The following is a 26,068-nucleotide window of genomic DNA, read 5'->3' as shown; positions in this document are numbered from 1 at the left end:
AAATACTTTCTTAGATGAAATATTTTTAGAATTGATTTTGTATGATGGTCATGGCTTCAGCCATTTTTTCATCAATTTCTTTTTCTGTTTGATTGATGTTCACTTTATCTAATTTTTCAAACATAGTGGTATTGTCAACCATGTGGTTTAGAACATCTAATGAAAATGGTTTTTCAATAACTGCAATGGCTCGGTCTAATCTTGATAAAATTTCAAGTAGGGTTTTTTCTAAATAACCTGATGCAAATAGTATTCTTTGTTGTGGATTAATTTTTAGAATTTCCGTTGCTGCTTGCAAACCCGTCATAAATGGCATTTTTTGATCAAGTATTACCAAATCAAAACTACTTGAATTATTCTCAGCAAAGTCTTTTTTGTATGCATCTATGCATTTTTTTCCATCTGTTGTGAGAGTCGTTTCTTTACCTTTGGATTCTAAGAATACTTTGTATAATTCCAAAATTTCAGGTTCATCATCAGCAATTAACAATTTCATTGGTTTTTTAACTTCTGTTTTCTCTACTTGTTGGATATTTTCTTCACCAATTTTTTCAATTTGTTTTTTTATTGGGTCTAAAATTTTCCCATCTGCTAATCTTCCAAAAACACCTTCTGCTAATTCTGCAAATAACTCATAGTTTGTAATAATTTCTTTTTCTGATTTTCCACAAATGTTTTTCATTGTCTGCATTATTGATCTATAACCGTTTGCCCCATAAACTTCGATTAATTCTCCTTGAATAATCTCAGAAATTTGATTTTCATAATTTCCATTTGTCTTTGTGTCCGATGTACTCATTTTCTAATTTCTCTAAGAAAATATACATCAAAAAGAACAGTATGTTAGATCTCAAACTAACAATTTTAAAAAATTATGATATTTTTTTGCATGCCTAGAATATATAAATTGGATGCTCTATCCAACAACTTATATAATTTGAATAAAGATGGCCCATATTGTCTCATACAAATAACGTAACAATTTCAAAATCATCAACTCCTATTTTGGGAATTGTGGTTTTAGCAGCAATATTTGTAGCAGGATTGTTTGTTGTTGGATATGATCAAGGTCACACCTTTAGCGTTGTTTTAGGGGAGCAAGCTTTTGAGGATCTTTACATTCATGAACTAACTCATGACATGAGACATGCCGCAGGATTTCCCTGCCATTAGGTGTCTTTAATTTGAAAACTGTATTGTTCTTAGCTATTGTTTTGGTTTCAGGTGCTATATCTGGCACAATTCATGGAATTGTAAATTTAGGAATTGTTGAGCCTTACCTTGATGAGGCAATAGGAATTGAAAATCAAAACTTGTTTGAGTCAGGTGAAGAAGAGGACACTCCGCAATTTTGGGTAGAATATGATGCATATCGTGATTGGCAAAAAGGAGGACAAGTTTTAGCTGGTGCAATTTTGGGAACTTCTATTGGTGCTTTATTTGGAATAGTCTATGCATTATCTAGACATGCATTACCTGGAAATACTGATGTAAAGAAAGCATTTTTGCTTGCAGGAATAATGTGGTTTACTCTATATCTAATTCCTTTCCTCAAATATCCGGCAAATCCTCCTACTGTTGGGGATGGTGAAACTGTCGTTTTACGTGCAATTTTATATTTATCATTTATTGCAATCTCGGGTTTTGGTGCAGTTGGATTTTACCAATTATCAAAGAAATTCAAATCAAACAAAAAGTTGGTTGCATTAATTGGATATGCTGTTTTCATATCCTCAGTGTTTTTTGCAATGCCAGAAAATCCTGATGAGGTAACTGCCCCTATGGATTTGGTAAATGAATTTAGATTAATGTCAGTTCTTGGGGTATCTACTTTTTGGGTATCTGTAGGCTTGATTTTGGGATTATTTTGGAACAAATTTCGTCCACATAAGCAAATACCTGAATCTTACACATAGATATTCTAAATCTATAGAATGAGAATCATAGGATTCCGTTTAAATACATCATCCATTGTTTTGAAATTTAATGTCTAGAAAGTTAACATTACCTCAATTAAAAAAATATGATATTACTCAAAAAGTAATTGAAGCATTAGCTGATACTGAATCAAGAGCTATTCTATTTTCTATAATTCGTAAAGGAAACACTGCTGCTGAACTTTCTGTAAAACTCAAAATCCCTCTAAGCTCTGTTTACAAAAAACTAGCAGATCTTGAAGAACTAACATTAATTGAGGTTGAAAAGTGGATGTTATCTGATAAAGGTAGAAAATACAAAGTTTATCGAAGTAGAATTAGCAAGGCAGACATTTCAATTAAAAAACCCGAACCATCATTAACATTAATTCCAAACAAGTGATTCTATGTCTAAACCTAACATTATCCAATTATCTGAATTTGACATTACTCAAAAAATTATTGAATCATTAAGTAATGTTTGTACTCGCTCAGTCTTGTTTTCAGTCAAAAATGAATCAAAAGATGCAACACAAATTGCAGAAGAACTCAAAATCTCAATATCTACTGTTTACAAGACCCTGTCAACTTTGGAAGATTTGGCATTAGCTGAAGTAGATAGATTCGTTATTTCTCCTGAGGGGAAAAAAATCAAAATGTATCGAAGTAGAATAGGTAAAGTGGAAATAACTTTGGATAATTTGGAACCTAGTCTTAATCTCTATCCAAATACAGATAATCCAAAATCGAGCCTGTAGATTATGTATGAAAAATTACTGACAAAAGTAGTTTTTTTCCAGAAATGAAACTTTTGTAATTAAATTATATATCAAAATCCCACTTTTGGTTATATGGATACATGCAACAAATCTCATACGCCAATGTATAAAATCCGATATAGGCCTGCAAAAGGGAGTTCATATGAGCCTGAATGGTTAGTTTGTGAGAGTTGCCATGAAAAGCGCTACTTCGGCACTGAAGATGACATTGTCCATATAGAGAAATTAGTATAACTTGTTCTCATTCTAGAGATTTAGAATGTCAATTTAGAATGAAAAACCCGTTTAAATAATTTAGCTAGACCTAATTTTTTCAGTAATCATGAAACAAAAAACAATCATGGCATTTGTTGTTGCATTTGCAGCTATTGGCATGGCAACAATTCCATTGACACAAACCGCTCAAGCACAAGGTTCTCTTCCTGATTGGATTAAAACCAATGCTGGTTGGTGGGCAGAGGGTGCCGTAGATGATGCAACTTTTCTAAACGGAATTGAGTTTCTTGTAGAAAATGGTATCATCAATGTTTCATCTGATTCAAAATCTGTCGATGTTGACACACTAACAATTGGATTTATTCCAGTTGAAAAGGCTGATGAATTAACTCCTAAGGCTGAAGCTTTAGAAAAATTCCTTGAAGCTGAATTAGGTGTTGATGTTGAAATCGTTGTACCAACCAATTATGAAACCATAATTGAAGGAATGAAGTTTGGTCACATTGATGCTGCCTTTATGGATACAGGCCCTGCATGGATTACCCATGAAAGAACAGGAGCAGAAGCAGTTTTGGCTGAACTTGTTAAAGGTAAAGTAAATTATCAAGCAACAGTTTGGACATTAGCTGACAATGACTCTCTTCAAAACATTGAAGATGCTGTTGGCAAAAAAGTAGCATTTACTAGCATTACTGGATCTTCTGGTTTTGTTAGACCAATGGGAACCTTAGTGACTGATGGACATGTCACAATCGAAGGTGACGATATTGTAGCATTAGAATCCGCTTTAGCAAAAAACTTTGAAAGTTATACTTTTGCTGGTGGATACAAGGCAGCATTAGAATTACTCCTTAATGGTAATGTTGATGTTGCATTTGGCTCTGATATTGCACCTGCAAAATACCTTGAATTAGAGGATCAAAAGAAATTGCGTCCAGTTACCACAATTGGTCCAGTTCCTTCTCACGTATTCATGGTTAGTGCAGACATGTCTGATTCTACCAAAAACGCATTAGTTGATGCATTAATTGAACTCAATTATGATGAGCACAATTACATTCTAAAGGACTTGTATGGTGCAGAAGCACTTGTTCCTACAACTACAACTATGCACATTGGTGAGTTTGGTAACTTCATTAACGCATTAACAGGTCTTGATCAGTTGATTCTAGACAAATACAACAAGAGCAAATAAAAACTGGATATCTGAACATGAAACAAATTCAGATGACCAATACTCCTTCTTTTTCATTAATTTCTACAAAGAAAATTATTCAGATGAATGATGTCTCTACATCATATGATTCAAAGAATTTTGCATTAGATCATATCAATCTCTCAATCGATAGAGGGACAAACTATGCAATAGTGGGTCAATCAGGTTCTGGAAAATCTACTTTATTGAAATTAATGAATGGAATGATGATTCCAAGTAATGGTACAATCAAAATTGATTATATGACTCCAAACATGAATGAAAAAAAATTCAAAAAAATGATGCATACTATTGGTTACATTCCTCAGAATCTTGGTCTTGTAAAAAATCTCACAGTACTAGAGAATGTCATAATTGGATGTTTGCCAAGATTAAGTAAAATTCAATCAATGTTTAAAAAATTTCCAGAAAACGAAGTCTCTGAAGCTAAAAAAATCATTAAACAGGTTGGATTATCTGGAAAAGAAGATAGAAAAGCCTACATGTTAAGTGGTGGTGAAAAACGAAGGGTGGCTATTGCCCGTGCATTAATGCAAAAGCCCAAAATTCTACTAGCAGATGAAATTGTTTCAGAACTTGATCATGTGACTGCAAGAGAAATAATGGATTTGATTGCAGATGCTCAGAAACGAATCAATCTTACTGCCATTATGGTTCATCACGATATGCAACTTGCACTAGAATATGCTAATCGTGTTGCGGTAATCAAAGAAGGTAACAAAGTTCTTGAAATTGGTGTTGAAGGTGACAAAATTGTTGATTTTCAAACAGGTAATATGACTACAGAAGAAATCATGGAGATGTATTCCGATGACACCAAAAAATAATATCATTATTGGTGTAATAATTGCACTTTTAGTAGTAGCATCTTACAACGTAGAAGCAAATCCAATTGAATTTGTTGAAGGATTGCCAAATCTTGGGATTGTTTTAGAGGAAATGTTGCTTGTTGAACCAAAACATATTCCTACTGCACTATGGGCAATGGTTGAAACTATTCAGATGGCATTTATTGGAACTGTTGTTGGTGTAGCATTAGCATTACCACTTAGTTTACTTGCTGCAAGAAATTTGAACAGCAAGTATGTTTATGCACCAATCAGAGCATTATTAGCAGCAATTCGTACTTTTCCTTCCATTTTATGGGCAATTTTATTTGTAATTATGGTGGGTCTTGGTCCTTTTGCAGGAGTATTAGCCATTATCATGTATACTCTAGGTTTTGTTGCAAAATTACAGTATGAAGCAATTGAAACAATTGATGCAGATCCTATGGATGCAGTAAGTTCTATTGGTGTTTCAAAATGGCAACTAATTCGATATGTTGTAATTCCTGAATCTGCTTCTCACTTGTTAAGTCAAGTTCTCTACATGTTTGACTATAATGTAAGACAAACCAGCATACTAGGATTAGTTGGTGCAGGTGGTATTGGATTCTATATTATCAATTACATTAAATTCTTTGAATATGGCAAAGCTGCAATATTCATGATTGTTGTATTGATCACTGTGCTAGCAATTGATTGGGTTAGTGTTAAGATTAGAGATAAGTATATTGTAAAATCTCAACATGGTATGGAAGTAACTACTGAGTCTAAGTAGTAATTTTATCTACTTGATTTGATTCTGATGCAAGTTTTACTTCTCTTGCAATTCTTTTTCCCATACTCATTGTTTCATTGAATAATAGAGAGTAATATGGTGAGCCATCCATGTAGATGTTTGAACCTGCTACAATTCTAGCTGAAAATTCAAATGATGTGAATTTTGCATTTTCATCATACACTCCCTCTATACAAAATGGGCCATTCATGCCAGGTGCCACAACTCTTTTTGCAGCTTCAACAAAATTTTCTCCCATTGTATATACTTCATCTAGTAATGATTCACGCAACACAAGTGGACTATTTCCAATAACATTGAATGATGGTACCTTGTCTGATTTTAGTTGTTGTTCAGCAGGAATTCTTCCTAGACCTTCAATATCTGATTCATGTCTTTGATCAACTCCGTAAAATTCCAATTCTTCTTTTAGTGGAGAATAGAAAAATGTCAAATAAGCCAAAACACCTGCAGCATATTCTTGAATGTATAATGTTTCATCTTTGGAAATTACTCCTTCAGCAATCAACTGGTTTCTTTTAGTATTGTAATCCTCTTCATTTGCTGCCATAAAGTAGCCTTTTCCACCAGCTGCGCCTTGTCTTTTTACAATGGATAGTTTTTCAATTTCACTTGGATTAGTTACAGGTTTTGGCATTGGAAGATTTGCTTCTCTCATGAGTTTCTCTTTCATCTCTCTGTCTGATTCCCATCTGAGAATCCATTTATTTCCAAAAACTGGAGTCTTGATTGATTCAATCTCGTCTGAACTCATTTGAGCAATTAGAGTTCCGTGAGGAATCAATACGGCGTTGTTTTGTTCTAAAATTGATTGGCATTTTTGATCAAGAACTTCTTTAAAAGAATCTACTATGATTAATTCATCAATAAATGGAAATCTCTTGTATAATTTTTCACGTCTTTTCTCACAAACTAGCAGTGTTTTAAGACCTTCATCTTTTGCCCCTTTTAGGACTTGTAATGAACAGTGAGAACCAAGAGTTGCAATAGAGTTCATTGTATGTTTAACCTAGATTTTTGTACTTTATGAACTATGTGCGGATGTGACATATTGGAAAACTTCATCAATTAATTCAACTGATAATCCTTCTTTGAGATCTTCGGGAATAACTTTGAGAACAAAATCATACATGGTTGCATTTTGAGGTAATTCCCCTCTTTCTTGCAATAGTGAGAAAACTGAAACCCCATTAGAAATCACTGCAACTAGTTTTTCCTTATCAGATAGTGTCATGAAAATGGTATATTCCCAGGCAATTTATGTAATGTGTCTTAATGAATTACTTTTGAAACAATTACCTTCTCTAATTCTAAAATTGAGAAATTCTCTTCAAGCGTCTCAGGTTCAATTGTAATGCTGTGACCTCCTGCTTCTACAGGAGCTTGAGATGCATGATATCCAACATAACCTGCTGTGATTATGAACATTGCAATAACTAAACCGATTAGTATGTCCATCTTAATTTGCCTCAATTTACTACTGGCTATAAGCATTATGAAAATTACGGTTTTAGTGCACTATTTTGTATAAAAATTAATTACACCATGAAATATGGAGTATGTAAATTATGATCGAAACTGAATTAGGAAATTTAAGAAGATCTCATTATTCTAAAGATCTATCTTCTTCTACAGATGGGCAAGATGTTACCATTATGGGCTGGGTTGTTACTATTCGTGGACATGGAAACATCAGTTTTGCAACAATTAGAGACAAGTATGGCGATTTGCCAATTGTTGCAAAGAAAGGAGATTGTCCTGATGACGTTCGTGAAAAAATCTCTTCTCTAAAATCTCACTCTTCAATTGCTATTGTTGGTAAGGTAAAAGTCTCTGAAAAATCTCCTGTAGGATATGAAATTGTACCCTCAGAATTACGTGTATTTTCAGAAGTTGAAAAAATTCCTCCATTTGAGTCTGTGGCAAAGACTGTCAAAAATATTGATACTAGATTAGAAGTAAGACCCATTGATTTACGACGTAAAGTATTACAACATATTTTCAATACGCGAAGTCTTGTCTTAAAATCAGTAAGAGATTACTTTAATGAACAACAATTCACTGAAATCAATACCCCTAAAATGATTGCAACTGCTACTGAAGGTGGAGCTGCATTGTTCCCAATCTTTTATTACAACAAAGAGGCATTTTTAGCTCAAAGCCCACAATTGTACAAAGAACAATTAACAATGAGTTTTGAAAAAGTTTTTGAAATTGCACCTATCTTTAGAGCAGAACCATCAAGAACTAATCGACATTTAGCTGAAGCAATTTCAATTGATTTGGAAGAAGCATTTGTTGATTACAACGATGTAATGCAAAGAATTGAAGATATAATCAAAATTTCTATTAAAACTGTACAGGATTATGTAAAAGAAAACTCTGATACCGAATTTACAGTACCTGAAATTCCTGAATCAATTCCACAATATTCCTATGATGATTTAGTTGATAAAATGCAAAAAGCTGGTGCAAAAACAGAATGGGGAGATGATCTTTACCCATCAAACCTCAAAAAAATTGGTCTTGAAGGATTTTATTTTATCAAAGATTGGCCCTTAGCACCAAAACCATTCTATGTTAAAGACAGCAAGTCTAATCCAAAGATTTCTGAATCCTTTGACTTGATGTTTGGTGATCTTGAATTATCTTCTGGCAGTACAAGAATTGAAAAAAGAGGAGAGCTAGCTGAAAGAATGAAGAATAAAGGAATGAACACTGATGCATTTGAGTATCATCTTGGAGCATTTGATTATGGTGTTCCCCCACATGCTGGGTGTGGAATTGGTCTTGAGAGACTAATTATGGCTCTTACAGGCACAGAAAACATCCGAGATGTAACATTTTATCCAAGAGATGTTGACAGATTAACACCTTAGGTGTTGTGAATGGTTACTGAAGAAGAAATTCAAAAAGTTGCTAAATTAATGAAAATTGAAGTAACTGATCATAAAGAATATGTGGATAAAGTTCATGCCATGATTGATTATTTTGATATTTTAGATTCTGCTGGTGTTGAAGATGAAGAGATTGCTACACAAGAAATTTCAATTTCAAATTTAAGAAATGATGAATACATTCCATTTGATGAAAAACTAATTGAAAAATTAAACCACTACAAAGGCACCTATGTAAGAGCACCAAAGATGTCCTGATGAATCTTAAAATTTCTGCTTTAGAATATGTACAACAAGTACAAAATGGAACTATCTCTGCTGAAGATTTTGTATCTACAACACTTGATAGAATAAAATCTGTTGATGACAAACTACATGCATTTCTTTCAGTAAATGATGATGCTGTAAATCAAGCAAAAGAGATTGATAAGAAAATAAAATCTGGAGATAAAGTAGGCGCATGTTTTGGAATGCCTATATCCATTAAAGATAACATGTGTATCAAAAATAGCACTACTACTTGTGCATCAAAAATGTTGGAGAATTTTGTCGCACCATACGATGCAACTGTAATTTCAAAATTAAAACAACAAGATGCAATTTTCATTGGAAAAGCAAACATGGATGAATTTGCAATGGGGTTAACTACTGAGTTTAGTGCATATGGTCCTAGCAAAAATCCCTGGAACACAGAATATATTCCAGGAGGGTCTTCAGGCGGAAGTGCAGTTTCTGTAAGTGCTTTTGAATGCATTGCATCATTAGGTTCTGATACGGGTGGCTCTGTTAGAAACCCTGCAAGCTTTTGTGGTAATGTGGGTTACAAGCCAACTTATGGATTGATTAGCAGATTTGGGTTAATTTCATATGCAAACAGTATTGAACAGATTGGACCCTTGACTAGAACAGTAAAGGATACTGCATTTCTACTAAATCTGATTACTGGTCTTGATCCTAATGATAACACTACTGTTGATAATCACAATGAAGACTATCTAGGAGAAATTGAGGCTGGAATTGAGGGTAAAAAGATAGGCATCATCAAAGAAATGATTGCTGAAGGTACTGATCCTGCAGTAATGTCTGCAACAAAAGATGCTATCTCAAAACTTGAAAGTCTTGGTGCAACATGCGAAGAAGTATCACTTGATATGGTAAAATATTCAGTTGCTGCATATTATACAATTACAGCAACTGAAGCAGGAAGTAATCTTGCAAGATATGATAACTTGAGATATGGTTATGATTTCCCAGTTGAAGGTTACGAGTTTAACTCTTACATTGAAAAAGCTAGGAAAAAGTTTGGACCTGAAGTTACAAGAAGAATGATTTTAGGAGGATTTGTTCCATCTGCAGGACAAGCAGGGAAATATTTTCTTAAAGCACTAAAAGTCAAAAGTAAATTAACCAAAGAAATTGATGAGGCATTCAAAAAATTTGATTTGTTAATTGCTCCAACTGTTCCAATTTTACCATTTAAGATTGGTGAGAAGATTGATGATCCTGTTTCCCTATTTCTAGTAGACATTAACACTGTAACTGCAAATCTTACTGGAAAACCTGCAATATCAGTGCCATATGCGGTTTCAAATGGATTACCAATTGGAATTCAATTATTGGCAAATTCCATGAATGATAAGATGCTATTGCAAGCAGCTTATGCACTTGAACAGACAGTAAAACTTCCGGAGGTACCATTATGACAAAAATTGGTTTGGAAATTCACTGCCAATTAACAAATCTTCAAAGCAAATTATTTTGTCCATGTAAGGCAAACTATCGAGAATTTGAAATAAATGAAAATATCTGTCCTGTATGCATGGGACTGCCTGGAAGTTTGCCTAGATTAAATCAAGAAGCAGTAAAGAAGGCAACAATGATTGCAATGGCTCTAAATTGCAGTACTCCTAAAAAAATTGCTTTTTTTAGAAAAAATTACTTCTATCCTGATTTGCCAAAAAACTTCCAAATTACTCAATTGAATATCTATGGAGATACCAGTATTGGTGGCACTGGTTCTGTAATGGTTGGCGATAAGGAGATTAGAATCACTAGAATTCAACTTGAAGAAGACCCAGGACGCCTGATTTACGAAGGAAGTTCATCAAAAAATCAGATTACATTAGTTGATTATAACCGTGCAGGAACCCCATTAGTAGAAATTGTAACAGAGCCAGATTTTGATGGTCCAAAACAAGTTAGAGAATTTTTGAACATACTATCTGATTTACTAGAAAATCTTGGTGTATCTGATCCTAGCTTGGAAGGCGCAATGAGAGCTGACGCAAATGTTTCAATTGAAGGTGGCAAAAAAGTTGAAATTAAAAACATTGGTTCATTTCATGATTTAGAAAAAGCAGTTCATTTTGAAATTACTAGACAAGAAAGCCTTCATTCAAGAGAAATTGAAATTGCACAAGAGACGCGACATTGGGATGATAAAAGAAAAATTACAATCTCATCTCGTTCAAAAGAAGAAGCATTAGATTACAGATACTTTTTAGAAGGAGATATCCCTTGGGTCACAATTGAATCTGAAATTCATGACAAGTTAAAATCTGAAATGCCCGAAAGCATTAGTTCTAAAAAAGAACGATATGTATCAAAGTACAACATTCCTTCACAAGTTGCTGATGTTTTATCTTCAGACAAATTTTATTCTGATTTATTTGAAGAATCACATTCAGAGTCTACTGCAAAAGAAATTGCAAATATTATCACAACTGACTTGATGGGCCTAGTTGATACAAGAGAAAAACGAGAGGCATCAAAAATTACGCCAAAACATCTTAAAGATTTAGCAGAAACCATTCAATCAAATAAAATTTCAAGAAACTCTGCAAAAAATGCATTATATGAGATTGTAAAAACAGGAAAGGATTTGTCTCATATTATATCTGAATTAGATTTAGGAAATGTATCTGATGAATCTGAATTAATAAAAATTATTCGAGAAGTAATTTCTGAAGAATTTCAAGCAGTAGAGCAAGCAAAATCAAACCCTCAAACCGTTAATTTCTTGGTAGGAAAAGTAATGCAAAAGACCAAAGGAAAAGCAGATCCTAAATTAACACTTGATTTGCTCAAAAAAGAGATTGGAGTCTGATGTCTGAATTATCACTAGAAAACATTGAATTTATCAAAATTTTAGCTACATCTGATGCGACTATTTTACAGGCAGGCATGAATGAGGCTACAAAAACTCAATTAGATGAGCAAATTGGCCCCATTTTACGAGAGTATTATCATGAAAATACCAGATTTACAGGAAATGACAGAACTAAGCAATTTGAAAGGGCTGGAATTTCTGAAGATGATGGAAAATCAGCAATAGCATGCGCTAGACGTCTTGGTATTGATATTTCTTAATCTGAACTTTTTTTACTTGCTTTGAGAGACAGTTGGTAATTGTCAAAGTTTGAATTTATTCCAACAGAGCAACAAATCAAAGAATCAAACATACACAAATTCATGAAACAATATGGAATTTCATCTTTAGATGAATTATCTGAAAAATCAAAAAATGATCTAGAATGGTATTGGGAAGCAGTTTCAAAAGATGTTGGAATAGTCTGGAATTCTCCTTATTCAAAAATTTTAGATTCTTCAAAAGGGATAATGTGGTCAAAATGGTTTATTGATGGAAAAACAAACATCTATTCTTCTTCTGTTGAAAAATTTGTCAAAGAAACATCAGATAAAATTGCATATCATTTTGTTTCAGAAGATAATACCGTAAAAACTCTAACATATTTTGAACTTGATCAACAAGTATCAAAATTAGCAAATGGTCTAAAATCCCTTGGTGTAAAACGAGGCGATGTTGTTGCAATTTATCTTCCTATGATTGAAGAAGCAATTGTAGCTATTTTGGCTTCAGCAAAAATTGGTGCCATTCAAACTGTGATTTTTTCAGGATACAGCACTGAATCATTGCATGTTAGACTAAAAGACTGTAATGCTAAAATTTTATTTGTTTCTGATGGTTTTCACAGAAAAGGGAAACCTATCTCTCAAAAAAATTCTGTAAACAAAGCTTTGGAAGATACATCAGTTGAAAAAACTATTGTTGTAAATTACAAGAATATTGATTCTTATGAAAAATCCAATAAACTAATTTTTTATTCTGATTTAATTTCATCTCAATCTGATAATTGCCCTACAGAAATTATGGATTCTGAAGAGCCATTGTTTATTTTGTATACTTCAGGCACCACTGGAAAACCAAAAGGAGTAGTCCATACACATGGTGGTTTTTCCGTATTTGCTGGTCATCAGGCTGCATATTTGATAGATTTACGCTCAAATGATGTGTTATTTTGGCCTGCTGATATTGGATGGATTACAGGATTGGTATGGAATGTTTATGGTTTGTTGATAATGGGAGCAAGTTCAGTAATTTATGATGGTGCATTAGATTTTCCAAATTCTGAACGTATTTGGAAAATGCTATCTGATTATCATGCAACAATATTTGGAATTTCTCCTACTGCGACAAGATTGTTTAAGAAAAATAATGAAGAGCCACTTGAAACATATTCATTAGATAAAATCAGAAATATTCCTACTACTGGTGAACCACTGGATGAGGATTCTTGGTGGTGGTTATTTGAAAAAATTGGAAACAAGAAAATTCCTATTATGAATTTATCTGGAGGAACTGAAATTGGTGGTGCTATGTTATCTGTATTTCCTGGAATGAAACTAAAACCATCAACTGTTGGAATTCCTGTTCCTGGAATGCACTTAGATGTAGTTGATGATGATCAAAATCCTGTAAGAAATGAAAATGGATATCTTGTAATAAAATCACCATGGCCTGGAATGACTAGAGGATTACTAAATGACAATGAAAGATTCATTGAAACATATTGGTCACGATTTGAAAATATTTGGTTTCATGGAGATTACGTTTTCGTAGATAAAGACAATCTATGGTATATGCGTGGACGAACTGATGATGTCATTAATGTTTCAGGACATCGTTTGAGTACTGCTGAAATTGAACATACGGTTATTTCCCATACAAAAATATCTGATGCCGCTTCAATTGCAATCCCTGACGAAATTACTGGAGAAGCAATTGTATTATTTTTTGTTCCAGATGAAAAAACAAACGAAAATCTAACTGATGAAATTTCAAATTTTGTATCTGAAAAAATTGGAAAATTAGCTAGACCAAAGCACATCTACCAAATATCTGATTTGCCAAAAACAAGAACTGGAAAAATCCTAAGACGATTACTAAAATCAAAATTACTAGGAAAAGAATTGGGTGATTTGTCTTCTTTAGAAAATCCTCAAATATTAGAAGAAATTCCTAGACTAGGTTAACAAATGCTAACTTGTTAATGCCATCTAATTCACGTTTAATGTAATAATCAAAATGGAAAATACTAGCCGTTGAGATTCGTAGTAGACCAGCAGGTAGAAGACATAGAGATGCCTGAGAACCTAAAATTGAACACATTTTTGCAAGAATTTCACTCAAATTGTACTCATCCTGAATGTGGATTTGGATTCTACGGCTTTGCATTCGGTCAATCACCATTTCCTGTACCTAGATTAGTTCAAGGTGCATTGATCAAAAATGCCCACAAGGGAGAATATGCAGCAGTATCTGGAATTCCTGAATTGAGAAATGCAATTTCAAAATACAATAAACATTATTTTGGAATAGATGTATCTCCAGATAGAATTTTTGTAGGCCCTGGAACCAAAGAATTGATTTTTAATTTATTAGAAATTTTACACGGTACTGTAATTCTCCCAACCCCTGCATGGTTAGGATATCTTCCTCAAATCAGATTTTTGAAGAAAAATTATCACATGTTACCAACAAGAGCAAATAAGAAAATTGCGCCACAAGACCTGAGAAAATTAGCATTACGATTGCAAGACAGACAAAAAATTCTCATCTTAAATAATCCTCACAACCCAACTGGGATGCTTTATGATAAATCTGAACTCGAAGCAATTGCTGATGTTTGTAGAGAGTTAAACATTGCAGTAATCTCTGATGAAATTTATGCTCAAACAACATATGAGTTTTCTAAATTTGTTAGTATGGGAAAGATTTACCCTGAAGGAACATTTGTTACAAATGGATTATCAAAATCCCATGCTGCTGGTGGCTATAGGTTAGGATATGTGATTATGCCACAACATGCTATGGATTTGAAAGCACAGTTTAAGAAAATCCTTGCAACTGAATACACATCAGTAACGACACCAATTCAACATGCTGCAGTTGCAGGATTTGAAATTAGTAGAGAAATGGATGAATATTTTGAAGTTACAAGAAACATTCATCATATTATGGGTGATTATACTTATCATGCATTATCATCAATTGATGGTGTTAAAGCAACAAAACCAGAATCTACATTTTATCTTCTAGCTGATTTTAATGGATTTTCTTCAGTATTACATGAGGCAAAAATTAACACGTCTCAGAAATTATCTGAAGCACTAATCGTTCATCCATATCACACAGCAATTGTAGGTGGAGACAGTCTAGTTTTAGAGAGAAATGACTTTAGTGCAAGAATAGCATTTGTAGATTATGATGGCGCTCAAGTTTTTGATGAATATATTGAAAATAAACCAAAGAATGCATCAGATAGAATAGAATTTGTAAAAAACAATGCTCCAAAGATAGTTTCAGGAATTCAAATGATTGAGAAATTCTTTAATGATCTAAAACAACAAACTCTTCCAACATTACAAACTCGTTCTACTGAAATAATCACTACAAAACTACCTTAATTTTTCAGATAACCTTTCAAATTCTTCAACTGAAATCTCACCTTTAGCTAATCTTGTTTGAAGAATATCTTTTGGAGAATCTCCAATGATTGGATGAATTATTTTTTTTCTAATGGTATCTCTATTAATGGAAATTTGTTTTGAGTTATCATCTACTTTTTGTTTGATTCCATATACTGCTCCAAATAATATTCCCAATCCTGCAATGGCTAATACTATTTGTGCAATTTCAGGATTATCATTTTCTTCTTCAGTTGTTGATACTGAAATTGCCTCAGCTTCAGGAATAATTTCAGTATCTATGATATCTTTAACTTTGGATGTAAACTGTACAATCTCTCCCTCATATCCTACTGCTTCTTCTATAGTCATTCCAGGGTAGTTTCTATCAAACCAACTCTTGTATGCTGGTTCTGTATAGTATCTTTCCACATAATACACAGGTTCTTTATTCAAATCAACAAAATCAGCTAACCCCTTCTCTACAACTGGCTCTGGAATTGGTTCTTCCTCAATTACTTCTTGAGATATTAGATGTACGCCAGTTTGTGAAACACCAAAACTAGATGTGACTCCTTTTGACATGTTTAGGATAAATCCTGTTGCATTATGGAAACCATGATTTGAGAATTTGTTATCAATATCAACAATCTTTTCAAAAGTATTATCTGAATTGATAATTGCTTGAGATAGCATTACAAATTTTTCATTATTGTCTCTAATTACAATAGTGATTAATCCTGTATCACCCATCTCAACATTTCCTGAAAAAGTGATCCTATCTCCTTTCAAAAATGAATTTTGGTTTGTTGTTAGTGTAGTTACTTCGGCAAACACAGGAGTAGAGATTGAACTTACTAGTAATGCAAATATTGCAAATGAGTAAAGCCCATACCTATTCTTTCTCATTAAGATATTTTTGATATTTTTTCATTTAAAATCCGCGAAGAAATTATCCGGTTTTATTGTGCGTAAAGGTTAAAAGAAAAATTTGTTTGTTTTATTCTGTAGCCTTTGCAGTGATCGTTAAAGGTTTTTTTGGGATTTTAAAGAAAAATGTTGTTTGAACTTTTTCTTCACTTTTAACCCATATTTGACCTCCTAATCCTTCAATAATTCCCTTACAGATAGCTAATCCTAGACCACTACCGCTTCTTTTTCTACTAGTTGAGGTGTCAATTTGATAGAATTTCTTGAAAATCTCTTTCTGATTTTCATCTGAAATTCCGACACCATTGTCTTGAACAAAGAATTTAACAAATTCCTTGTCTTCTCTACAACCGATTGTAACTACTCCTGAGCCTGAAGTGACAAAATCAATTGCATTTTTGATTAAATTGGAAAATACCTGATTAATTCTATCTCTATCACTGAATATCTTTACATCCTCAAACATTTCCAAGTTGAGCAAAATTTTCTTTTCTTCTGTTATTGGAGTAAATTCTTTGATGATACTTTCTAATAATTCTGATACTTTGATCTCTTCTTGATTAAAATCAAGTTTTCCTAAATCTAATTTTTGTGTAGTGAGGATATCTCCAACTAGTCTTTGTAATTTTACAGTTGATGAATAAATTTCATTTACTGCTTCAGTTTGTTTTTCATTCAAATCTCCCAACAATTCTTTTTTTTGCAACATTTGAACATACCCAAGTATTGGGACTAGAGGTGTTTTTAGTTCATGAGATACCATGGATGAAAATTCTAATTTTTTCCTATCCATATCTTTCAACTTTTGTACATATTCATTTTGAACTTCTATTGTTGTCTCTACTTTTTCTCCCATACTTTCAAAATTCTCATTTAATTCAAAAATTTCTTTGACATTAGTTTTGATTTGATTCTTTCCTGTCATTTTGTTATGTTTTGAAAATTCGGTCATGTTTTGAGCTAATTTCTCAATTGGTTTTGTAATACTTCTGGAAATATAGACTGTTCCTAGTAAAGTACCTGTTGCAACAAATACCGAAAAGATAAGCAAAATTACTCCAGTAACTCCTTCAACAGATGTTAGGTAATTGACAATACCCATATAGAAAATGATGAAACTTGATACTCCTGATACTAAAAACAACGTATGCTTTATTGGAAGCAATTTAGATTTCTCCGTCCTTATGAATCAGCAGTTTCAATAATTTTTGCCAATAATTGATCAATGTCAATTGGTTTGAGGACATAGGATGTAACTCCTCTGTTTACTAATTCATCTAATTCTTCTTGAGTGATAGTTGATGCAGTAAAGACTATGATTTTGTGTTCTTTTAACAAGTCATTATCCTCAAGATCTTTTATTACTGCATAGCCGTCAAACTCCGGCATAGCAAGGTCTAAAAGAACTACATCGTACTTGTTTTCTTTAATAGCTGCAAGTCCCTCTCTTCCATCATTTGCTACTGTGCATTTGTGTTCTTTTAATTCTAAAAATGTAGTTAACATTTTTGTGATTTGTTCATTATCATCAACGATTAGAACATTGTAACTTTTTACTTCTTCTTTTTGTTTTGATTTACTCATTTTCTAATTCCTCCGTTATTTTCTAACAATTGAAAGTTTTCTTGTAAATAGTTTAGAATCATTTTTTCTTGTTCAATTTCTCTTAATCTATGTTCATATGTGATTTCAGAACCTAAAATTGATTCAGCATCAGTTTCATCAATATGGTGAGATTTTTTCCACATTAGACTAAATAGTGATCTTAGAGTGGTAACAAATGCTTTAGAATCAGTCCAGACTGCCAACATATCTTTTACTTCTTTATTTGAAATAAAGAAAATCACTTCAGAATTATCTTTAATAATAAAACAAAAGTCTTCTCTGTTTTTATCTTCAATTTTCTTTATTTTCTTTACTGGAATGTCTTCAAATACATGTGATTCTTCTGGAGATAAATCAGTAAGAATTTTTAAATCTGATTTTGTCTTGTTGAGCAAATCAGTAAATTCTGTATAATAAAATCGCTTAAAGTCTAATTCGGTTCCCAACACCAAAATGTTTTCTTTAGATTCTTTGACCATTTGTTCTAATTTTACCAGAATTGAATTTCTTCCTTGTAATGATTGGAATTTGTTTTCTTGATCATCACTGTTTGACTCACTATATTTTGGGATGACATTCCATAGTCTTGTTATTGCTTCTTTTCCAGATTCTAATTCACTAATTCTATTTTTTTCATTATTGATTAAAATCTCTAAGGATTCTTCAATTCCTACTGCATTAAATTTAGTAGGTTTCCCAAATACTGAAAAGATTATTCCTTTTTGCTGTAGAGTTGATAGTAGATGATATGTTTCGGTTCTAGGTAGTTTGAGTGCTTTGGCAATTTCAGAGGCAGTCTTGATGCCAATTTTACTTAAAAACAAGTATACTTTAGCCTGATTTGGTGTTAAATCGTATCTTACAAGCATTCTATTTAGCTCATTAATTGGATTTTCTGTCTGAAACATCCCTTCTTCGACTGTTTCTGTAATTGTCATTGATACTGTCACATTAAATGATAACATAAGGGGGTGTGTGTTATTGGATATTACAGATCAATTACATTCCAAGAAATCTTGAAACTATAATGTCTCCATATACTAATTGAATAATGAATCCAGCTGTAATAAGTAGCAAATATGGGATTCCCGGGGTAATCCAAGTATCAGGTGTAGTGCAAAATTCTTGGTTTTCTGCATGATGAATCTTCAAATCTAACTTCTTTTTTCCTTTAACTGTTTTTTCAATCGAAAAAGCAAACTTTGGGTTTTTTGCTTTATATCCCATCAACATTGCAAGAACTTTCTTAGATGTTGTCTCTTCGAACCCTTCAAAGATATCTTTTCCTTTGGCTTGGGAGATAATATTTCTAATAAAATTCACAATAAATGGAATGACAAACAGAATTGCCGCATTTGATAATGTTGTAAATGGAGTTACTATATTTTCCCCAAAAGTTGCCAAAGGTGCAATCACCGCTAATGCAATTAATGCAAATGCATCAGCACCTCCAAACAAACCCATTCTCCACATTAAAATCACAAATGGTGCAACAATTAATGAAAACCCCATTATTACCAAATTTCCTACTATATCTGAGCTAAGAAAAACTAGTGAAAATCCTACTCCGCCAAAACCCATCCAAAAATAATCATGAATTTCTCTTTTCCATACATCAATTATTGAGCCTACAACTAACATCGTAAGAGCTAAAAATATTCCGCTTGTTTCATATGGAAAATCAATCATACCTTCACAACAAACCTCTTGATTATTTCTTTCATTCAAAAAAATGATTGACTAAATACATAGAATTCTATCTGTCTCTAATATCTGATATTCTTTCTTTAATCTCTTCGATTTTTTCACCAATAGGTAATCTTTCAGTAATCAATTCCATTCTATCTGTTTTCTTTAAGAAGAATAATGATCCACCAATTACTACTGGAATTATAATTAGTAATAACGTGAATGTATCAAGCTCAAATCCTAAATTCAGAGTATTTTGTGAATTTGTCTCCAAAGGTGTTGCTTCTGATTCCGATGTTTCTACTACCGGAATATTTTGAATAGCTACTTGCTTTGATGCTAATGCATCTCCAAATGGTCCTGTTGAAATCTTTCCAGTAACAGACAAAGTTTCTCCTTGATTTGGCACTATGTTGATTGTAGCTATACCTAATTCATTTGTCACTTTATCTTCAGATAAAATTTCTCCTCCAGAGACTTCCCAACTTACATCAAATCCATTTAACGTTGTATCGATTTCCGGAATTGTCATAGTTAATTTTCCTTCAACTCTTTCATTCCAATTTACGTTTCCAAGAAAATCAAAATTTACTGTGGGATTGATTTCTACAGTATTAATTTCATATTTAGATAAGGGCAAATCCTGTGATAAAATTGCAATTTCAGCTTTCCCTTCTGAAAAAGTTTCGATTTCAACTGTTTTAAAATATTCTCCTTCTTTAATTGTAATTATTTCAGGTAAATCTAAAACATTTTCATTATTTGAAACCAAATTAATTATTACATCCTTATTAGTATAAACTGGATTTCCAACTGAATCAAGTAATTGAATTGTAGCCAAATGTTTGTCATTAGTCACCATATTATCTACAAATCCTAAGTAGATTGTTGTGGGATCAGTTGTGTGGCTTGTTAATTCTGCATTTCCGGTTATTTTTCCAAGCTGAGCTTCAATAGTGGTACTTCCAATTTCTTCAATTGTTTCAAAGGTCAATGAGTATTCTTGATTTTTCTTTACATTGATTGGTTCAATATCGATAATGTCATTTGCAGAAAAAGTCAATATTCCATCTTCAACAAATAATGTGGGTCCTTGTCTAAAGTTTACCCCTTCATCCTCTTCACTTTCGGTAGTAACTACTTCTTCATTTTCATCTGAAGATGATTCTTCTAAATAACTAAGTAAGGGGAATTCACTATCAACCATTATCATTGGCAACAAGGGTTCGATTTTTAGATCGATAGAATCTTCTGAAGGTCCGTTTGGTTGAGGAGATACAGTTTTTACACCATCATTATCTGTAATGTAAATTTCTAAATCAGAGGAAGTTGTTATAGTGCCTGTTTTTCCAGTTAGTAGTACTGCATTGTTTCCTTTCTCCATCACTACATTGTCTGGATTAAGCACATTAGTGTCCGATGATGAAATTCCTAGTTCATAATTGTCTTTGGCAGTTACTGGAACCGTAACTAACATAGTTTGTCTCTCATCGGTATTTTCAATTTTTCTTGAAACCTCAATCTCTGTTTCAAAATAAGTAACACCAATAATCTCATTTTTACCTGTAGTTAGAAAGGGCAGTGTTTGAGTGATTGCTGGACCAGCACCTTCTAAAGCTGCGATTTCATCATGTGCAACTGTAAATGAAGTACCACTAGCCAGGTAATTTTCAACTGATACAAACATTTGAAAAGTTTGTTCTGATAAATTAGAAACATCTGCTAGATTTGGTCTAGGGGTAAATGTAGTATATGCTGAATATTCTCCTTTTTTGATTGTTACCCTATCTGATGCAAAGGTTACCTCTTCCAAGTCACTACTGGTATTCACTCCAACATCAGGATTATCAACTTCTAATTTTAAAACAATATCTTCTTCTGCTTGAACTGGAATTCCACCTGAATCAACTAATTGAACAATTGCAAATCCTTTGGTTCCAGTGTAACTATTGAATTTGTCCGGAATTATTGTTAACTTAACTTCTAATGTTTCTTCAGGTTCTAACACTTTAACAATTTGACTAACTTTTCTCATATTATCTGATTCAGCAAAAATTATTGCATCTCCATACCCAATAATTTCAAATTTAGTATAACCATAGTAATTTCCATTCTCAACAGTTATTTCTGGATTTAAAATTTTGATAACATCTGTATTTGGGGTTTCAATTTTTATTACTTTATCTTCCTGAACAGCAGTTGGAAGGCCTCCTGTTGTTGCAAATTGAACTGCTATGTATCCTGTTTTAGGTCCATCTATTGGAAATTCTTCTGGAGTAGCTTTGATCATTAATTGTGTTGGAAGATTATTATTGTTGAAAACTTCTATGGCAATTTCCTTAGAAGGGATTCCGGGAGCCGCAAGAGCTATTGTGGCAATTCCAGATTTCTCTGCTTTTATCATTATTTCATTTGAGAATTTACTGTTATTTTCTTTAATTTCTAAAATTTTAATTACATCTGTATCTGAACTAACTGCCTTCAATTCAGAAATTTGTTGGGGAATCATTATTTGATTTGAACTAACAAAGACCTGTATTGTACCAACAGTATTTTCCAATATTTTTTCAGGATGAATCTTATAATCAAATTCATTAGTGGATTGTGCAAATGCTGGCATGGTAAATCCTACAAATAATAGCATCACCGTAATTATTTTTAAATACACACTGAAAATCTCTTTTTTTGTGATATATTGAACAGTATGAAACATTCTAGTACATACAATTATCCGAAAATAGCAGACACACTAAATATTTTTAGCTCAATAACCAGAATTGCACCTATTGTAATTACTAAGAGTAATGCGGAGTAAAGAAAACCTCCAGAATACGAACCAGTTGTGATTTTACCTAAGAATAATCCTGCAATCCAAGATTGAATCAGTATTGCAATTCCTAATAATTGGAATCTATCTTTAGCATCGGCCTCCATAAGTACTCTTTTTTCTTCATTTGTTTCTAATTGAGCTTCTAAACTAGTAAGTGATTCTATTACTAATAATGTTGTAAATCCTGTAATTGCAATTAGCATGAACCCTACCATCACATATGGTTTTAACATCTCTCTTTTTGTATGCTCAATGTTTCTCATTTTTTCAGAAACCTTTGCAAGAGTGTTTAGCGTGTTAACATTTCCCCCTCCTGCAGAAATAACTTCAAACAAGACTTTGAAATTAATTAAAATTTGAAAGTCTTTAGTCTCATTTTTAAGAAATTGAAATATATCATCTAAAGACATTCCCCATTGTAATTTGTTAGATATGCCATTTGCCACTGGATTAAATGATGAAAAATCATTTCTGCTAGTTGCTTTAACTACACATTTCTCTGGCCCCAATCCTGCTTTTCTAGCTTCAGCTACGTCTCTCATAATTTGAGATGTCGCATTTTCTGCATCAATTGCAAATTTGTATTTACTCTTAAACTGCATTGCAGGCCAAATTGTTGATGCAACTAAAGTAATCCCTAGTATGTATAGTGCATAATCTGGTATTATATCTAAGATCATGATAGCTACTGCCGCCATCACACCTGGGATTCCAAAAATTAAAATTTTTTGCCATGGTAATTCTTCAACTTTTGGACGATTAAGTTTGTGAGCAATAAACAAAAACAATGATGAAACCACGGGAGGCAAAACAATTACTATAATCAAAGGATCAGAATCAGAACTAGTAGTAGCCCCTGCTACTCCCCCTGAAGAAGTAGCAGTAATAATGATGTATACTGCTAAAACTACAATTTGCATGGTCATGTAAGTTTCAACTAATGTCTTAACTCGCTCTGCAATTTCTTTTTGTTGTGATTCATAAATTTCAAATCCATTATTCATTTTAGTTGTTAGATAATTTACTACATCTCCTCCGCTTTGAATTGCAGAAACCCATCCGTTGAGAAATTCTCCAAAACTAGAAACTCCTTTTTCTTTAGTTTCAGCCATAACCATCAAAGGATCTTTTCCTAAAATGTCAATTTTTTTTAAAATTTTCAAAGATTCTAGTCTAGTATTTGGTAATAGTTCTAAATCCTTAATTTTTATAAAAATAGTATATGGCCCAAATCCACTGGTGGCAAGTAATGTTACAATTGTCATGAAAAAAGGTAACTCTGCCTCAATTTTTTTATTAGTTTTCTTCTTCTTATCTTCAGCTTCAAATTTTTTTAAAAAAGACATGGTTAATCTCCGTATCTAATTTTATTCAAAAGAGAATTTGGATCTCGATAATATTTTCCAATTGTTTCTGCAACTTGATCATATCGTCTAATTCCTCGTTGTACTAACCATTTCAAAACAACTTTACGATTTTCATATTCTTCAAAAATTTCATCTAATGATTTGCCTGTTTGTTCACTAATATTTTTCAACCCTTCACTACTTTCTAATTGAGGTGCAAAATAATCTGATTTCGGATCCCATTTGAAAACATTGTGAGATGTAGTTGCTGTTTGAATTTCTTCAACTGAAATTGCTCTTCTTGTACTTTTTCCATCTTGGCCTGTCACTCTACGAATTACAATTGCACAATTCATCAATGCCATATATGATGGTGGAATGTCCATTGGTTTTTGTTGTAATCTTTTGCTTGCCGATGCAAGACTATCTGCATGCATTGTACATAATCCACCGTGACCTGTAGCCATTGCCTGAAACATTACATATGCCTCTGAACCTCTGATTTCCCCAACTATGATATAGTCTGGTCTATGTCTAACACCTGATTTGATTAAATCATATAATCCAATTTCACCTTCACCGCTATTTCCAAATCCTACTCTTGAAACAAGACTGAACCAATTTTCATGCTTGATGTTAATTTCAGCTACATCTTCAACTGAAAATATCTTGAAATCTGGATTTACTAATCCTGTAATTGCATTTAGAATGGTAGTTTTTCCACTACCTGTAGAACCAATTACCATGATTGACATTTTAGATTCCATCATCATCCACAAATATGCTGCAACATCTACATCGATTGTTCCAAATGAAATCAAATCTATAATTGAATAAGGATCTTGTTTGAACTTTCTTATTGTAAAACTAGTTCCTTTTGGAGTGACTTCTTTTTGATATAATACAGAAATTCTATGGTTTCCTTGCAAAGCTAAATCAGTAATGGGATATGCGGAACTGATGTGTTTTCCTGCTCTAAAAACAACTCTAGATACAAAGGCATTTAGATCTTCATCTTCAAATGAAACGTTACATCCGATGCTATCATACTTTCTGTGCCAAACGTAAATTGGTGTGTTAATTCCGCTACAACTTACATCTTCTATGTTTGGATCTTGCATGATTGGATCAATATTTCCAAAGCCGTCAACATTACGTTCCAAATAATATTTTACTTTTTCAAGACTTGCAAGTGGATGATCAGCAAACAATTTTTCATTTTCTTTTAAGATTTTATTTACAAAAGATAAAAAACCAAAATCTTTTTCAATATTTTCTGGCGAATCTAGATTTTCTTCAATTAATCGATATAATTGATTATAAATTATCTGCTCTGATTGGTTTAGTTTTGATTCATCAACTTGGTATGAGATACTTCCAGTCTCTTGATCTTGAACAATATTTGCATAACTAAATGGAGCTTTTAGAGCATATTTTTCAATAATTTTTGAACCTTTAGTGACAGTATGTTGCATTTCATCTAGAAATTCACTTTTTAGAAAAGTCTCTAATCCCTGTTCCTCTTTCTTTTTACCCATAAAAAAAAATTAAATTTTTGTGATATATTGAACAGTATGAAACATTCTAGTACATACAATGTTGATTTTTAGAAAATTTGAAAAAGATTTTTGGGCAAGTTTTAAAAAAAATCCTCTTGCCTAGGATTTTCCAATTACGGTTACGCTTTGTGGACCGCCTGCTGTACCTGCGAAGACACTGACAGTAGTAGAGATACCTGAGTCAAGTGAAGTAATGGTTCCATTATTCATCTTGAAGTATACAATAGCAGATTGTCCAGGATCAAGTGAAACTGGTCCTGATGCTGCTGTTGCCTCAATTATGTCAGAATTACCACCCCATGAATCAACATCGATACATAGGTAGTTGGTATTACTTGCACAAGAACCTATTTTTGACATTGCTGGACTAGGAGCAGCAGCCCAACCTGTATGATTCAATGCAGTTTGGAAGACTGTTGTAGATACATCTGTATCAGGATACCATTGTGAAAATGGAATATTTGCTCCTCTAACTGTGATTGTATCAATAGCGACAACTTTGTCTCCTGTATTTCTGATACCTGCGGCACCCCAAGCTAAACCTGTTGAATCAGTTGAGTGTACCCATACTTTGGTTCCTGAAACAGTAATGTTTTCTGTTTGTGTACCCCCTTGGAACAATGATGTTCCGTAAAGTACAACACCAGAACCGAGTACAACTGAAGACACCAAGATGATGACAGTTGTAAGTACT

27 protein-coding genes are annotated in these 26,068 nt (G+C 32.8%); 14 read left to right on the top strand and 13 right to left on the bottom strand.

Annotated elements, in window-relative coordinates:
- Positions 1-25: 25 nt before the first annotated feature.
- Positions 26-799 (bottom strand): response regulator, encoded by a 774-nt coding sequence (locus tag Q0941_RS00865; RefSeq protein WP_299290414.1) that lies wholly within the window; start codon positions 797-799, stop codon positions 26-28.
- Positions 800-957: 158 nt separating this feature from the next.
- Here Q0941_RS00865 and Q0941_RS00860 point away from each other — a divergent pair, with 158 nt between their 5' ends.
- The 7 genes from Q0941_RS00860 to phnE all read left to right on the top strand — a co-directional run bounded on the left by Q0941_RS00860 (position 958) and on the right by phnE (position 5,729).
- Complete coding sequence (locus Q0941_RS00860) at positions 958-1,173, top strand: CbtB-domain containing protein (RefSeq protein WP_299290412.1); 216 nt, start codon at positions 958-960, stop codon at positions 1,171-1,173.
- A gap of 11 nt (positions 1,174-1,184) precedes the next feature.
- Entirely contained in the window at positions 1,185-1,916 is a 732-nt protein-coding gene (locus Q0941_RS00855; protein WP_299290410.1) for a CbtA family protein, read from the top strand.
- Positions 1,917-1,986: 70 nt separating this feature from the next.
- Entirely contained in the window at positions 1,987-2,319 is a 333-nt protein-coding gene (locus Q0941_RS00850) for a helix-turn-helix domain-containing protein (RefSeq protein WP_299290408.1), read from the top strand.
- 4 nt (positions 2,320-2,323) lie between these two features.
- Positions 2,324-2,674 (top strand): HTH domain-containing protein, encoded by a 351-nt coding sequence (locus Q0941_RS00845; protein WP_299290406.1) that lies wholly within the window; start codon positions 2,324-2,326, stop codon positions 2,672-2,674.
- A 343-nt stretch (positions 2,675-3,017) separates the two neighbouring features.
- The gene (locus Q0941_RS00840) at positions 3,018-4,106 is read left to right on the top strand and encodes a phosphate/phosphite/phosphonate ABC transporter substrate-binding protein (protein WP_299290404.1); all 1,089 of its coding nucleotides are present in this window, start codon (positions 3,018-3,020) and stop codon (positions 4,104-4,106) included.
- Positions 4,107-4,123: 17 nt separating this feature from the next.
- Positions 4,124-4,954: a phosphonate ABC transporter ATP-binding protein gene (locus Q0941_RS00835; protein WP_299290402.1), complete on the top strand. Its 831-nt coding sequence runs from the start codon at positions 4,124-4,126 to the stop codon at positions 4,952-4,954.
- Positions 4,938-5,729, top strand: coding sequence for a phosphonate ABC transporter, permease protein PhnE (phnE, locus tag Q0941_RS00830; protein WP_299290400.1), 792 nt, complete (start codon positions 4,938-4,940; stop codon positions 5,727-5,729). The genes Q0941_RS00835 and phnE overlap by 17 nt, the downstream gene beginning before the upstream one ends.
- Here phnE and Q0941_RS00825 read toward each other — a convergent pair.
- The 3 genes from Q0941_RS00825 to Q0941_RS00815 are packed head-to-tail and all read right to left on the bottom strand — an operon-like array spanning position 5,722 to position 7,208.
- Entirely contained in the window at positions 5,722-6,747 is a 1,026-nt protein-coding gene (locus tag Q0941_RS00825; protein WP_299290398.1) for a formate--phosphoribosylaminoimidazolecarboxamide ligase, read from the bottom strand. The genes phnE and Q0941_RS00825 overlap by 8 nt on opposite strands.
- Before the next feature lie 27 nt (positions 6,748-6,774).
- The gene (locus Q0941_RS00820) at positions 6,775-6,984 is read right to left on the bottom strand and encodes a hypothetical protein (RefSeq protein WP_299290396.1); all 210 of its coding nucleotides are present in this window, start codon (positions 6,982-6,984) and stop codon (positions 6,775-6,777) included.
- A gap of 38 nt (positions 6,985-7,022) precedes the next feature.
- A complete protein-coding gene (locus Q0941_RS00815; RefSeq protein ID WP_299290394.1) occupies positions 7,023-7,208 on the bottom strand; it encodes a hypothetical protein in 186 nt (61 codons plus the stop codon).
- Between the two features lie 110 nt (positions 7,209-7,318).
- On the opposite strand from Q0941_RS00815, the gene aspS reads away from it, so the two are divergent.
- The 7 genes from aspS to Q0941_RS00780 all read left to right on the top strand — a co-directional run bounded on the left by aspS (position 7,319) and on the right by Q0941_RS00780 (position 15,415).
- Complete coding sequence (aspS, locus tag Q0941_RS00810; RefSeq protein WP_299290392.1) at positions 7,319-8,629, top strand: aspartate--tRNA(Asn) ligase; 1,311 nt, start codon at positions 7,319-7,321, stop codon at positions 8,627-8,629.
- A 9-nt stretch (positions 8,630-8,638) separates the two neighbouring features.
- Positions 8,639-8,905: a hypothetical protein gene (locus Q0941_RS00805; RefSeq protein WP_299290390.1), complete on the top strand. Its 267-nt coding sequence runs from the start codon at positions 8,639-8,641 to the stop codon at positions 8,903-8,905.
- On the top strand, positions 8,905-10,350 hold the full coding sequence (gene gatA, locus Q0941_RS00800; RefSeq protein ID WP_299290388.1) for an Asp-tRNA(Asn)/Glu-tRNA(Gln) amidotransferase subunit GatA: 1,446 nt from the start codon (positions 8,905-8,907) through the stop codon (positions 10,348-10,350). Before Q0941_RS00805 ends, gatA begins: the two co-directional genes overlap by 1 nt.
- Positions 10,347-11,753, top strand: coding sequence for an Asp-tRNA(Asn)/Glu-tRNA(Gln) amidotransferase subunit GatB (gene gatB, locus Q0941_RS00795; RefSeq protein WP_299290386.1), 1,407 nt, complete (start codon positions 10,347-10,349; stop codon positions 11,751-11,753). Before gatA ends, gatB begins: the two co-directional genes overlap by 4 nt.
- Complete coding sequence (locus Q0941_RS00790) at positions 11,753-12,016, top strand: hypothetical protein (protein WP_299290384.1); 264 nt, start codon at positions 11,753-11,755, stop codon at positions 12,014-12,016. The genes gatB and Q0941_RS00790 overlap by 1 nt, the downstream gene beginning before the upstream one ends.
- Before the next feature lie 39 nt (positions 12,017-12,055).
- On the top strand, positions 12,056-13,981 hold the full coding sequence (locus Q0941_RS00785; RefSeq protein WP_299290383.1) for an AMP-binding protein: 1,926 nt from the start codon (positions 12,056-12,058) through the stop codon (positions 13,979-13,981).
- Between the two features lie 69 nt (positions 13,982-14,050).
- Positions 14,051-15,415, top strand: a complete 1,365-nt coding sequence (locus Q0941_RS00780) for an aminotransferase class I/II-fold pyridoxal phosphate-dependent enzyme (protein WP_299290382.1) — start codon at positions 14,051-14,053, stop codon at positions 15,413-15,415.
- Here Q0941_RS00780 and Q0941_RS00775 read toward each other — a convergent pair.
- The 9 genes from Q0941_RS00775 to Q0941_RS00735 all read right to left on the bottom strand — a co-directional run.
- Positions 15,407-16,324 (bottom strand): SHOCT domain-containing protein, encoded by a 918-nt coding sequence (locus Q0941_RS00775; RefSeq protein ID WP_299290381.1) that lies wholly within the window; start codon positions 16,322-16,324, stop codon positions 15,407-15,409. The two genes, Q0941_RS00780 and Q0941_RS00775, sit on opposite strands and share 9 nt — an antisense overlap.
- Before the next feature lie 91 nt (positions 16,325-16,415).
- Positions 16,416-17,510: a cell wall metabolism sensor histidine kinase WalK gene (locus tag Q0941_RS00770; RefSeq protein ID WP_299290379.1), complete on the bottom strand. Its 1,095-nt coding sequence runs from the start codon at positions 17,508-17,510 to the stop codon at positions 16,416-16,418.
- Positions 17,511-17,527: 17 nt separating this feature from the next.
- Positions 17,528-17,929, bottom strand: a complete 402-nt coding sequence (locus Q0941_RS00765; protein WP_299290377.1) for a response regulator — start codon at positions 17,927-17,929, stop codon at positions 17,528-17,530.
- On the bottom strand, positions 17,926-18,888 hold the full coding sequence (locus Q0941_RS00760; protein WP_299290375.1) for a TrmB family transcriptional regulator: 963 nt from the start codon (positions 18,886-18,888) through the stop codon (positions 17,926-17,928). The genes Q0941_RS00765 and Q0941_RS00760 overlap by 4 nt, the downstream gene beginning before the upstream one ends.
- Positions 18,889-18,949: 61 nt before the next feature.
- Entirely contained in the window at positions 18,950-19,639 is a 690-nt protein-coding gene (locus Q0941_RS00755) for an A24 family peptidase C-terminal domain-containing protein (protein ID WP_299290374.1), read from the bottom strand.
- A gap of 67 nt (positions 19,640-19,706) precedes the next feature.
- Complete coding sequence (locus Q0941_RS00750) at positions 19,707-22,307, bottom strand: hypothetical protein (RefSeq protein WP_299290373.1); 2,601 nt, start codon at positions 22,305-22,307, stop codon at positions 19,707-19,709.
- A gap of 59 nt (positions 22,308-22,366) precedes the next feature.
- The gene (locus tag Q0941_RS00745; protein WP_299290372.1) at positions 22,367-23,815 is read right to left on the bottom strand and encodes a type II secretion system F family protein; all 1,449 of its coding nucleotides are present in this window, start codon (positions 23,813-23,815) and stop codon (positions 22,367-22,369) included.
- Between the two features lie 2 nt (positions 23,816-23,817).
- A complete protein-coding gene (locus Q0941_RS00740) occupies positions 23,818-25,353 on the bottom strand; it encodes a type II/IV secretion system ATPase subunit (protein WP_299290371.1) in 1,536 nt (511 codons plus the stop codon).
- Between the two features lie 120 nt (positions 25,354-25,473).
- A partial coding sequence (locus Q0941_RS00735) for a hypothetical protein (protein WP_299290370.1) occupies positions 25,474-26,068 on the bottom strand: 595 nt, incomplete at its 5' end.

This window comes from Candidatus Nitrosopumilus sp. (assembly GCF_028278985.1).
GTDB lineage: Archaea > Thermoproteota > Nitrososphaeria > Nitrososphaerales > Nitrosopumilaceae > Nitrosopumilus.
This window is presented reverse-complemented; position numbering and strand designations above follow the sequence as displayed.

Coding starts and splice junctions, on each gene's coding strand:
- Q0941_RS00740 (WP_299290371.1), bottom strand. CDS start 25,353: ATGGGTAAAAAGAAAGAGGAACAGGGATTAGAGACTTTTCTAAAAAGT.
- Q0941_RS00815 (WP_299290394.1), bottom strand. CDS start 7,208: ATGGACATACTAATCGGTTTAGTTATTGCAATGTTCATAATCACAGCA.
- gatB (WP_299290386.1), top strand. CDS start 10,347: ATGACAAAAATTGGTTTGGAAATTCACTGCCAATTAACAAATCTTCAA.
- Q0941_RS00845 (WP_299290406.1), top strand. CDS start 2,324: ATGTCTAAACCTAACATTATCCAATTATCTGAATTTGACATTACTCAA.
- Q0941_RS00825 (WP_299290398.1), bottom strand. CDS start 6,747: ATGAACTCTATTGCAACTCTTGGTTCTCACTGTTCATTACAAGTCCTA.
- Q0941_RS00865 (WP_299290414.1), bottom strand. CDS start 799: ATGAGTACATCGGACACAAAGACAAATGGAAATTATGAAAATCAAATT.
- Q0941_RS00745 (WP_299290372.1), bottom strand. CDS start 23,815: ATGTCTTTTTTAAAAAAATTTGAAGCTGAAGATAAGAAGAAGAAAACT.
- aspS (WP_299290392.1), top strand. CDS start 7,319: ATGATCGAAACTGAATTAGGAAATTTAAGAAGATCTCATTATTCTAAA.
- Q0941_RS00840 (WP_299290404.1), top strand. CDS start 3,018: ATGAAACAAAAAACAATCATGGCATTTGTTGTTGCATTTGCAGCTATT.
- Q0941_RS00835 (WP_299290402.1), top strand. CDS start 4,124: ATGAAACAAATTCAGATGACCAATACTCCTTCTTTTTCATTAATTTCT.
- Q0941_RS00755 (WP_299290374.1), bottom strand. CDS start 19,639: ATGATTGATTTTCCATATGAAACAAGCGGAATATTTTTAGCTCTTACG.
- Q0941_RS00765 (WP_299290377.1), bottom strand. CDS start 17,929: ATGAGTAAATCAAAACAAAAAGAAGAAGTAAAAAGTTACAATGTTCTA.
- Q0941_RS00760 (WP_299290375.1), bottom strand. CDS start 18,888: ATGACAATTACAGAAACAGTCGAAGAAGGGATGTTTCAGACAGAAAAT.
- Q0941_RS00775 (WP_299290381.1), bottom strand. CDS start 16,324: ATGAGAAAGAATAGGTATGGGCTTTACTCATTTGCAATATTTGCATTA.
- gatA (WP_299290388.1), top strand. CDS start 8,905: ATGAATCTTAAAATTTCTGCTTTAGAATATGTACAACAAGTACAAAAT.
- phnE (WP_299290400.1), top strand. CDS start 4,938: ATGACACCAAAAAATAATATCATTATTGGTGTAATAATTGCACTTTTA.
- Q0941_RS00850 (WP_299290408.1), top strand. CDS start 1,987: ATGTCTAGAAAGTTAACATTACCTCAATTAAAAAAATATGATATTACT.
- Q0941_RS00790 (WP_299290384.1), top strand. CDS start 11,753: ATGTCTGAATTATCACTAGAAAACATTGAATTTATCAAAATTTTAGCT.
- Q0941_RS00805 (WP_299290390.1), top strand. CDS start 8,639: ATGGTTACTGAAGAAGAAATTCAAAAAGTTGCTAAATTAATGAAAATT.
- Q0941_RS00820 (WP_299290396.1), bottom strand. CDS start 6,984: ATGACACTATCTGATAAGGAAAAACTAGTTGCAGTGATTTCTAATGGG.